This is a genomic window from Streptomyces hilarionis, from assembly GCF_024539675.1.
GTDB classification, from domain to species: Bacteria; Actinomycetota; Actinomycetes; order Streptomycetales; family Streptomycetaceae; genus Streptomyces; species Streptomyces hilarionis.
Genome location: NZ_JAHHIT010000118.1, coordinates 19,902 through 29,727 on the forward strand (window position 1 = coordinate 19,902; position 9,826 = coordinate 29,727).

General features: G+C 74.5%; 10 protein-coding genes. 3 read left to right on the forward strand and 7 right to left on the reverse strand.

The window, feature by feature from the left end:
• Positions 1-7: 7 nt before the first annotated feature.
• The 5 genes from KMS84_RS26635 to KMS84_RS26655 all read right to left on the reverse strand — a co-directional run bounded on the left by KMS84_RS26635 (position 8) and on the right by KMS84_RS26655 (position 5,455).
• Complete coding sequence (locus KMS84_RS26635; RefSeq protein WP_256918994.1) at positions 8-2,236, reverse strand: protein kinase domain-containing protein; 2,229 nt, start codon at positions 2,234-2,236, stop codon at positions 8-10.
• A gap of 88 nt (positions 2,237-2,324) precedes the next feature.
• A complete protein-coding gene (locus KMS84_RS26640; RefSeq protein ID WP_256918995.1) occupies positions 2,325-3,005 on the reverse strand; it encodes a response regulator in 681 nt (226 codons plus the stop codon).
• Entirely contained in the window at positions 3,002-4,240 is a 1,239-nt protein-coding gene (locus KMS84_RS26645) for a sensor histidine kinase (protein WP_256918996.1), read from the reverse strand. The genes KMS84_RS26640 and KMS84_RS26645 overlap by 4 nt, the downstream gene beginning before the upstream one ends.
• Before the next feature lie 103 nt (positions 4,241-4,343).
• The gene (gene pspAA, locus KMS84_RS26650; protein WP_256918997.1) at positions 4,344-4,622 is read right to left on the reverse strand and encodes a PspA-associated protein PspAA; all 279 of its coding nucleotides are present in this window, start codon (positions 4,620-4,622) and stop codon (positions 4,344-4,346) included.
• Between the two features lie 35 nt (positions 4,623-4,657).
• A complete protein-coding gene (locus KMS84_RS26655; protein WP_256918998.1) occupies positions 4,658-5,455 on the reverse strand; it encodes a PspA/IM30 family protein in 798 nt (265 codons plus the stop codon).
• Between the two features lie 300 nt (positions 5,456-5,755).
• On the opposite strand from KMS84_RS26655, the gene KMS84_RS26660 reads away from it, so the two are divergent.
• Both KMS84_RS26660 and KMS84_RS26665 read left to right on the forward strand, forming a co-directional pair.
• Complete coding sequence (locus KMS84_RS26660; protein ID WP_256918999.1) at positions 5,756-6,349, forward strand: DUF3043 domain-containing protein; 594 nt, start codon at positions 5,756-5,758, stop codon at positions 6,347-6,349.
• 83 nt (positions 6,350-6,432) lie between these two features.
• On the forward strand, positions 6,433-7,134 hold the full coding sequence (locus KMS84_RS26665) for a methyltransferase domain-containing protein (RefSeq protein ID WP_256919002.1): 702 nt from the start codon (positions 6,433-6,435) through the stop codon (positions 7,132-7,134).
• Positions 7,135-7,340: 206 nt separating this feature from the next.
• On the opposite strand, the gene KMS84_RS26670 is transcribed toward KMS84_RS26665, so the two are convergent.
• Positions 7,341-7,538: a hypothetical protein gene (locus KMS84_RS26670; protein ID WP_256919000.1), complete on the reverse strand. Its 198-nt coding sequence runs from the start codon at positions 7,536-7,538 to the stop codon at positions 7,341-7,343.
• A 114-nt stretch (positions 7,539-7,652) separates the two neighbouring features.
• Between KMS84_RS26670 and KMS84_RS26675 the strand changes: the two genes are divergently transcribed.
• Positions 7,653-8,861, forward strand: a complete 1,209-nt coding sequence (locus tag KMS84_RS26675) for a bifunctional adenosylcobinamide kinase/adenosylcobinamide-phosphate guanylyltransferase (RefSeq protein WP_256919001.1) — start codon at positions 7,653-7,655, stop codon at positions 8,859-8,861.
• Between the two features lie 16 nt (positions 8,862-8,877).
• Here KMS84_RS26675 and KMS84_RS26680 read toward each other — a convergent pair.
• On the reverse strand, positions 8,878-9,826 hold a 949-nt coding region (locus tag KMS84_RS26680; RefSeq protein WP_438818986.1), incomplete at its 5' end, for a class I SAM-dependent methyltransferase.

Here is a 9,826-nt window from a genome sequence, read left to right on the forward strand (position 1 = left end):
CCCCGGTTCACTCCCCCGGCGACAGCCGGTCGGGGTGGGCCGGGTTCACGGTGAACACCGTGCCGTCGGGGGTGAGCACGATCAGGGAGCCCTCGTCGAGGAACACCCGCGCCAGGGAGACGCCGAACGCCTCGACCCGCCCGGCCCTCGCCGAGGACTCCCACAGCAGCGCCCCCGTCCTGACGTCGACGGCGGCGACCCGCCCCGAGGCGCTGGCCGCGAACACCGCCCGGCCCCGCCCGTCGCCCACGGGCGTGCCGGGCTGCTGAAGGGTCGTGGAGGTCTCCCACAGCCGTGCGCCCGTGCGCGCCGAGTGGGCGACCATGCGCCCCCTCGAGTCGGCGACGCACAGCACCCCGCCCACCAGCGCGGCCCGGCCGCGGGGTCCGCCCGGCAGCGTCTTCCTGCGCACGGCTCCGGTGTCGGGGTCGATCAGCAGCACCGCGCCGTAGGGCCTCTCCCCGGAGCCCTCACGATCGCTCGGGGAGATCACGCCGAACACCAGTTCTCCGCCGACGGCTCCCAGCGGGTCGACGTATCCGTCCGGCACCGCCAGCTTGCGCGTGCTCCCGTCGGCCGGGTCCACGGCGTAGAACACGTTGCGGGTGCCCGCTCGCCCGTAGGAGCAGCCCACGTAGGGCGGGAGGCCCTCGAAGGCGTGGAAGCGGCAGCTGTACCCGTCTGCGACGGGCAGCGTCGCCGTCCACCGGACCGCGCCGCCGACGAGGTCGCGCGCCGTCACGCGGTTGCCGTCCGGAGCCAGCAGCAGATCGCCGACGACGGCGCTCTCGATGCCGCCCGGGTGCATGCCGTGCGACCAGAGCCGCTTGCCGGTGACGGCGTCCAGGGCCACGGCCGTGACGATCGTGTCGTCGCGCGTGCTGTTCAGCACCCCCTCGCTGACGAGCACGACGCCCTTGTCCACGCCCAGGACGAGGCTGTCGTAGCCCGCCGGCACCGGACGCGACGGGCCGCCGGCGCGCCAGGCGAGACGGCCCGTCGCCCCGTCGATCCGGACCGGCAGGGTGCCGTTGCCGCCGCAGTACAGGGCGCCCCCGGCCCCCACGCAGGAGACGGAGACCGTGCCGGTCCCCGCGCTGGAGGCCAAGGGCCTCGCGACCCCGCTCGCGGCCGTCCCGAACAGCGAGGTCCGCCAGGGCCGCCAGCCCTTCGGCAGCGGGTCCCAGCGCGCGGACTCGTCGTCGGCGCTGTTCGACGCCTGCGACCTCCCGCCCCCCGGGAACGGGTCGAACACGACGTAGCCGGTGAGCGCCAGAGCCAGGACGCCCGCCGCCGCGGCCGCCGCCGGCCACCGGCGCAGACGGGAGCGGCGGCCGGGGCGGCGCGCGGCGACGGCCGGGCCGGGTTCCTCGGCCGTGGGCGCGGGCGGCAGCCGCAGGGTCATCGTCTGCGCGTCGCCGTCCGCGGGCTCGGGCAGCACCCGGGCGAACTGCTGCGCCAGCGCGTCCAGTTCGGGCCGGCCGAGCGGGTCCTTGGTCAGACAGCCGGTGAGCACCGCGCGCAGCGGCTCGGCCACCGCCTCCACCTTGGGTTCCTCCTGGAGCACCCGCCACGCCGTCAGGTACGGGCTGTCCGCGTCGAACGGGCCGCGTCCGGTGGCGGCGAACACCAGCAGCGCGCCGAGCGAGAACACGTCGGAGGCGGGACCGACCGAGCGGGCGTCGGCGAGCTGCTCCGGGGACATGAACGGCGGGGTGCCGATGACCTTGCCGGTCTCGGTGAGCGTCTGGTTCTCCGCCGCCCGGGAGATCCCGAAGTCGATGACACGGGGCCCGTCCGGCGCCATCAGGACGTTGCCGGGCTTGAGGTCGCGATGGACCACCCCGGCCCGGTGGATCTCCCGCAGCGCCTCCACCAGGCCGAGGGCGAGCCGGCGCAGGTGCGCGCCGCGCAGCGGCCCGTGCGCGCGGATGTGGGCGGCGAGCGTGGGGCCGGGCACGTACTGGGTGGCCATCCAGGGCCGGTCGGCCTCCGGGTCGGCGTCGACGACGGGGGCCGTGAAGGCGCCGCTGACCTTGCGGACCGCCTCGATCTCCTGGCGGAAACGGGTACGGAAGACCGCGTCCTCGGCGTACTGGGCGTGCACGACCTTGACCGCGACCTCCCGTCCCGAGCGCGACCGGCCCCGGTAGACGACACCCATGCCACCGGCTCCCAGCCGGTCGACGATCCGGTACCCGCCGAGCGTCCTCGGGTCGTCCTTGTGCAGCGCCACCGCTCCGATCCTCTCCCCCGCAGAGCAGTTCAGACGCCCAGCATAGGTAAACCGGGCGCCGCCGGGCGAGGCGCCGCCCGCACCGCGCTCACTCCGTCCTCGGGCGCACCAGTCCCGACTCGTAGGCGATCACCACGAGTTGGGCCCGGTCGCGGGCGCCCAGCTTGGCCATGGCCCGGTTGACGTGCGTCTTCACGGTGAGGGGGCTGACCTCCAGACGTTCGGCGATCTCGTCGTTGGAGTGGCCCCCGGCGACCTGCACCAGGACCTCGCGCTCGCGCACGGTCAGCGCGTCCAGCCGGGCGGAGCGGACGGGGTCGTGCTCGTCCCCCGCGCCGCCCTGGGCGAGGAAGCGGGCGATGAGGCCCTTGGTGGCGGCGGGCGAGAGCAGCGCCTCGCCGCCCGCGGCGATCCTGATCGCGCTGAGCAGTTCCTCCGGCTCGCTGCCCTTGCCGAGGAAGCCCGAGGCGCCGGCCCGCAGCGACTGCACCACGTAGTCGTCGACCTCGAAGGTCGTCAGGATGACCACCCGCACCTGGGCCAGGGAGGGGTCGGCGCTGATCAGCCGGGTGGCGGCGAGCCCGTCCGTGCCGGGCATGCGGATGTCCATCAGGACGACGTCGGCGCGCTCGCGCCTCGCCAGCTCGACCGCCTCGGCGCCGTCGGACGCCTCCCCGACCACCCGCATGTCGGGCTCGGAGTCGACGAGGACGCGGAACGCGCTGCGCAGCAGCGCCTGGTCGTCGGCGAGCAGGACGCGGATGGTCATGCGGGATCCTCTGCGGTGCCGGGCGCCGCGGTGCGGGCGCGGGTCTTGACCGGCAGGATCGCGTGGACGCGGAAGCCGCCTCCGTAGCGCGGGCCGGTGGTGAGGGTGCCGCGCAGGGCGGTGACGCGCTCGCGCATGCCGAGCAGGCCGTGGCCGCCGCCGGCCGGCGCCGCCTCCTCGTCGGCGGGCCGTCCGTCGTCCAGGACCGTGACCTCGATGTTCGGACCCACGCGCACGACGCTGACCTCGGCCTTCGCGTCGGGCCCCGCGTGCTTTTGGACGTTGGTGAGGGCTTCCTGGACGACCCGGTAGGCGGCCAGTCCCACGGCGGCGGGGAGTTCGGTGCCCTGATCGGTGCGGGCGACCTCGACCTGGAGGCCGGCGCTGCGGAAGGTGCCGACGAGCTCGTCGAGGCGGTCCAGACCCGGGGCGGGCTCGGTGGGGGCCTCGGGGTCGCCGGACTGGCGCAGCAGACCGACGGTGGCGCGCAGTTCGTTGAGCGCGGAGCGGCTGGCCTCGCGGACGTGCGCGAGGGCCTCCTTGGCCTGGTCGGGCCGCTTGTCCATGACGTGCGCGGCGACTCCGGCCTGGACGTTGACCAGGGCGATGTGGTGGGCGACGACGTCGTGCAGGTCGCGGGCGATGCGCAGGCGCTCCTCGGCGACCCGCCGGCGGGCCTCCTCCTCGCGGGTGCGTTCCGCGCGCTCGGCGCGGTCCCGGATGGCCTGCACGGCCGCGCGGCGGCTGCGCACGGCGTCGCCGGCGGTGGCGCCGATGCCGGTCCAGGCGAGGATGCCGAGGTTGTCCTGGGCGTACCAGGGCAGCGGTCCGGCGAGCATGGCGGCGCCGGTGAGCACCGTCATGGTGAGCAGGCCGGCGCGCACGGTGGTGGGGCGGTCGGTGGCCGCCGCGACGGTGAACAGGGCGACGACGGCGGACATGGCGACCGGCGCGCGGGGGTCGCCGGTGACGGACTCGGTCACGGAAGCGGCGCCGGTGAGCGCGAGGACCGCCATGGAGGCGCTGCGGCGGAAGACGAGGGCGACGGCGCTGAAGGTGATCAGCAGCAGGCTGAGCGGGTCGGGGCTGCGCACGCTCCAGCTGACCCCCTGCTCTCCGCGCGGGTCGACGAAGGAGCCCGCCAGCATGCAGAGCAGCACGCCTGCCGCGAGGGCGGCGTCGAGCGCCAGCGGGTGGGCCTTCAGCTGACGCTGGGCCCGGGCGAGGGGGGTCACGCAGGAGTCACTGTTCAGTTGCCGTCGCTTTCCTTGCCGTGGCCGGGGGCGATGGGCCCCGAGATCCCCGCTCCGCCTCAGGGGGAGGCCCCGGGCCGCCTGTTCACCCGGGGATCAGACCGTCGTCGCTCAGCATCTCGCGGACCTCCTCCAGGCTCGCGTCCGGGGACGGGAGGATGAGTTCGGAGGGTTCCAGGGCGTCGTCCGCCAGGGGCTCGCCGAGACGGCGGACGGCGTCGAGCAGGGCCGCGAGGGTGCGGTGGAAGCCGTCCTCGTCGCCGTTCTCCATCTCCGCGAGCAGTTCGTCGTCCAGCTTGTTCAGTTCGGCGAAGTGGGAGTCGGCCAGCTCCCACTGGCCCTCTCCCATGATCCGTACGATCACGTCGCCCTCCTCGGCTCCGGGGCCCCGGCTCCGGACTACTGCTTGTCGAAGCGCGGGGTGTCCTGTGGCTGCTGCCGGGACTGCGACGGGCTCGTGCCGCCCTCGATGGCCTGCTGTCCGGAGGACGATCCCCCGGCGAGCTCCGCCTTCATGCGCTGCAGTTCCAGCTCCACATCCGTACCACCCGACAGCCGGTCCAGCTCGGCCTGGAGGTCGTCCTTGGCGATGCCGGTCGGGTCGTCGAGGGCGCCGGAGGCCATGAGCTCGTCGAGCGCGCCGGCCCGGGCCTGGAGCTGGGCGGTCTTGTCCTCGGCGCGCTGGATGGCCAGGCCGACGTCGCCCATCTCCTCGGAGATGCCGGAGAAGGCCTCGCCGATGCGGGTCTGGGCCTGGGCGGCGGTGTACGTGGCCTTGATGGTCTCCTTCTTCGTGCGGAAGGCGTCCACCTTGGCCTGCAAGCGCTGCGCCGCGAGGGTGAGCTTCTCCTCCTCGCCCTGGAGCGTGGAGTGCTGCGTCTCCAGGTCGGTGACCTGCTGCTGGAGGGCGGCCCGGCGGGAGAGCGCCTCGCGGGCGAGGTCCTCACGACCGAGGGCGAGCGCCTTGCGGCCCTGGTCCTCCAGCTTGGTGGACTGCGACTGCAACTGGTTGAGCTGTAGTTCCAGGCGCTTGCGCGAGGTGGCGACGTCGGCGACGCCGCGACGGACCTTCTGGAGGAGCTCGAGCTGCTTCTGGTACGAGTAGTCGAGGGTTTCGCGCGGGTCCTCGGCCCGGTCAAGGGCCTTGTTCGCCTTCGCGCGGAAGATCATCCCCATACGCTTCATGACACCGCTCATGGGCTTCGCGCGCCCCCTTCTGACGGACTCCGGCTCTCAGGTCTGCGACAGAACCCACAGTACGGGCCCTGCATCCATTGACGCACTGTTCGGGGACGGATGCGCTCCTCCCCAAGGACGACTGGCCGGGCCCCTGATCCGGCGTGAGGAGTAGGTGACTCTCAGGGTGAGCGACACGTCACCCTGTGCCCCCTCTTCCTCCTCGGCGCCCGGTCTGTCCCTTCTACAGACGACTGGTGTTGCCGGATCGTTCCCCCGCGGGCTGGGGTCCATGCCCCGGAGCGCTTACCCTTGGGTTTTGTGTTCCGTAGCCGTGCCAAGGAAGAGAAGGCCCCCGCCGACGCGGTGGTGACCGACTCCAAGCAGCCCCGCGACCCCCAGGCGAAGAAGGGTCGGCCCACGCCCAAGCGCAGTGAGGCCCAGTCCCAGCGCCGCAGCGTCGCCAACACGTCGACGTCGCGCAAGGACGCGGCCAAGCGCCAGCGCGACGAGCGCCGCGCCCAGATGGACCGGCAGCGCCAGGCGCTGGCCGGCGGTGACGAGCGTTACCTGCCGGCCCGCGACAAGGGGCCGGTCCGCAAGTTCGCGCGCGACTTCATCGACTCGCGGTTCAACGTGGCGGAGTTCTTCCTGCCCATGGCCGTGGTCATCCTCGTGCTGAGCGTGGTGCGGGTGGGCTCGTTGCAGACCGTCGCGCTGCTGCTGTGGCTGGTCGTGATCGTGCTGATCGTGCTGGACTCGCTCGTCACCGGTTTCCGGCTGCGCAAGCGGCTGGCCGAGCGCTTCGAGGGGCAGAACCGCCGCGGCGCGGTGGCGTACGCGCTCATGCGCTCGTTGCAGATGCGCCGGCTGCGACTGCCGAAGCCGCAGGTCAAGCGTGGAGCGCGGCTCTGAGCACTGCGGCTTTCTCCGGGGGGGCGGCCAAGGCCTGGCTCAACAGGCTGGGCGGGCTGCGTGACGTCGTGCGTCAGGAGCTGGTGGCCCGGCAGCTCGACGAGCAGATAGTGGGGCGGTACCCGGTCGGCCGGCGGCTGCGGGTGCTCGACGTGGGCATGGGCCAGGGCACGCAGGCGCTGCGGCTGGCCCGGCTCGGGCACCAGGTGACCGGCCTCGAACAGGACGCGACGATGATCGCCGCGGCCCGGGAGGCGCTGTCCGGGGAGCCCGAGGGCATCCGGGAGCGGATGCGGATCATCGAGGGCGACGGCCGGGACACGGGGGTGCACTTCCTGCCCGGCAGCTTCGACGTGGTGCTGTGCCACGGCGTGCTGATGTACGTCGAGGAGCCGGACGCCCTGCTCGCGGGGCTCGCCCGGATGCTGGCGCCCGGCGGACTGCTGTCGCTGCTGGTGCGCAACGCGGACGCGCTGGCGATGCGGCCGGGCATATCGGGGAACTGGGCGGGCGCGCTGGGCGCGTTCGACACCGTCTCGTACCGCAACCGGCTCGGGCTGGACGTGCGGGCGGACCGGCTGGCGGCGCTGACCGGCACGCTCGCCGGGATCGGGGCGCCGTTGCAGACCTGGTACGGGGTCCGGGTCTTCACGGACACGGCCGCGGACGCGGCGGAGATCCCCGAGGACGTCGAGGCCCTGCTGGCCGCAGAGGAGCGGGCCGGACGGACGGACCCCTACCGGCAGGTGGCGGCGCTGCTGCATCTGTGCGGCGTGCGCGGCTGAGCCCACGCCCCGACGCAGGGCCTTCACCCGACGCACCGCCGGGCGCCCGGCGCGTCGCCGGTTTCATGACGCACCGCCGGGCTGTCGGCGCGTCGCCCACTCGTGTCGCGCCGCCCGTCCGGGTGCGCGGCGCTCGTTCGGGTGAACGGCGTCCGGGGTGACCGGTGTCGGGCCACCCCGGACGTGACGCCCTACGCCTCGTTGGCCTACAGGCTCATCGGACCGTAGATCTCGGTGGCGTCCTCGAAGAGCCGGACCTGGTCGGCGCCGCCTTCGAGGAGGTCCTTCCAGACCTCCCCGATCCAGGACTCGGCGTCCCCCTGCGTGGTGAACTCCTCGGGTTGCACCGCGGGTTGGACCTCCGTCCCGTCGGACTTCTCGAACCGCCACGTCCATGCCGCCATGTACGCCTCCCAGCTGTGACCACGTGCAGAGCAGAAGCCGGATCAAGGTCCGGCTTCCGCTCCGCAGCCTAGTCGGATGCGCAAGACCGGGTCGGACGCGCGAAAATCGGCTCCGTGGAAGTCACTTTGCTCGGTACCGGCGCCCCGGCGGGCCTGCCCCGCCCCGACTGCTCCTGCGCGGTGTGCGCGACCTCGCTCGGCGCGCACGCGCGGGCGGCGACCGCGTTGCTCGTCGACGGGGCCCTGCTGCTCGACCTGACGCCGGGCGCGGCGTTCGCGGCCGCGCGGGCGGGGCGTTCGCTGGGCGCGGTGGGCCAGGTCCTGCTGACGCACCCGCACGACGGTCCGCCGGTGGAGGTGCCGGCCGGGCTGCCGCAGCCGGCGCGGGCGTCGGACGGACGGGACGTGACGCTGTTGACGGGGCATCGGGTGCGGGCGGTGGCGATGGACGCGCCGGGCACCGGGTACGCGGTGACGGGCCCGGACGGGCAACGGCTGCTGTATCTGCCGCCCGGCGGCGCGCCGGCCGGTCTGGAGGAGGGCTCGGAGCCGGCCGAGCGCTACGACATGGTGCTCACGGACGTGGTGGGGCGGCCCGACGGCCTGGCGAAGCTGCGGGCGGTCGGCGCGGTGGGCCCGACCACGGACGTGGTCGCCGTCCACCTGGACCACGACGTGGCGCCGGGCGCGGAGCTGGGGCGGCGACTTGCGGCGGCGGGCGCGCGGGCGGTGCCGGACGGCTCGACGCTGACGGTGGGGGTGTACGAGGACGTGCCGGACGTGCCCCGGCGGACGATGGTGCTGGGCGGCGCCCGGTCGGGGAAGTCGGTGGAGGCCGAACGGCGGCTGGAGTCCTTCCCGGACGTGCTGTACGTGGCCACCGGGGGCTCCCGGGGCGGCGACTCCGAGTGGGCCTCACGGGTGGCCGTGCACCGGGAGCGGCGTCCGGGGTCGTGGCGGACGAAGGAGACCTGCGACCTGGCGCCGCTGCTGGCCGAGGAGGGCGCGCCGCTGCTGATCGACTGTCTGTCGCTGTGGCTGACGGATGTCATGGACGCCGTCGGGGCGTGGGACGACGCGATGTGGGCCGACGGCGGCGAGCGGGCGCTGCGTGCCCGCGTGGCGGAGTTGGCCCGGGCGGTGCGCTCGACGCGGCGCACGGTGGTGCTGGTGTCCAACGAGGTGGGTTCGGGGATCGTGCCGGCGACGGCGTCGGGGCGTCGGTACCGCGACGAGCTGGGGCGGCTGAACGCGGCGGTCGCGGGCGAGTGCGAGCAGGTCGTGCTGGTGGTCGCGGGGCAGGCGGTGGTGCTGCGCGGGTGAGCCGGGGGCGACCGGTTCAGCCGCGCCGCGCGACGATCCGGTAGGCGTTGGAGAAGCGGGTGCGGCGCAGGGCGGGGGCCAGGAGGCGGTCGAGGGCCGCGGCCGGGACGGTCAGGGTCGCGGCCGCCCGGGGCAGGCGGGTGCGCCGGGCGTAGAGCGCCGTGGCGGCCGCCAGGTCGCCCGGGGTGTGGGCGGCGCCGCGGTCGGCGACGACGATCTCGCAGCCCCGCGTCTCCAGTTCGGCCCGGAGGTTGGCCAGGGGGATCAGGTGGAGGTGGCGGGGCTGGTCGTGGGAGTGCCACCACTTGCCCAGGAGGCGGGCGAACGCGCTGGCGGGGTCCGGCAGTTCGAGGAGCAGGTGGCCTCCCGGGCGCAGCGCCGCCAGCGCCGCGGACAGCTCCGCCCGGGGGTCCCGGGTGTGCTCCAGGTGGTGGAGCATGCTGACGACGTCGTAGCGGCCCCGCACCCGGGCCAGGATCCGGGGCGCCGTCAACTGGCCCACGTGGGCCTCGTCGAGCAGGCCCGCCGCCCTGGCCCGCTCGGCCCTCGGGGTCGGGTCGGTGCCGTCGAACGCCGTGTAGGCGAACAGTTCCCGGGCCGCCGCGGGGAAGGGCGCGTCGCCCGTCCCGACGTCCAGCCAGCTCTCGGGCTCGCCGAAGCGCAGCATCGTGCGGGCCGTGGCCTTCAGACGCCCGCGGTCGACGGGCCGGTTCTCCTCGGCGGCGTAGAGCTCCAGCCCCTCGGGGGTCAGACGCGGGTTCTGGAAGGCGTGGGCGCAGTCCCGGCACTCGTCGACGACGAACGTGCCGGGCCTGCGCAGCCGCAGGTCCGGGGCGCGCAGCCGGGTGCGCAGGCGGGTGGAGCCGCACCAGGGGCAGTCGTCGCGGCGCGGCTCGTGGACGGGCCTGTAGGGCATGAGCGGCTCCGGAGCGAGGGGGAGACGGGGCGAGAGGGGAGGCGGGGAG

Bases quoted from the DNA above. Each gene is read 5' to 3' on its own strand.
- KMS84_RS26640 (WP_256918995.1), bottom strand. From the start codon at position 3,005: ATGACCATCCGCGTCCTGCTCGCCGACGACCAGGCGCTGCTGCGCAGC.
- KMS84_RS26655 (WP_256918998.1), bottom strand. From the start codon at position 5,455: ATGAGCGGTGTCATGAAGCGTATGGGGATGATCTTCCGCGCGAAGGCG.
- KMS84_RS26670 (WP_256919000.1), bottom strand. From the start codon at position 7,538: ATGGCGGCATGGACGTGGCGGTTCGAGAAGTCCGACGGGACGGAGGTC.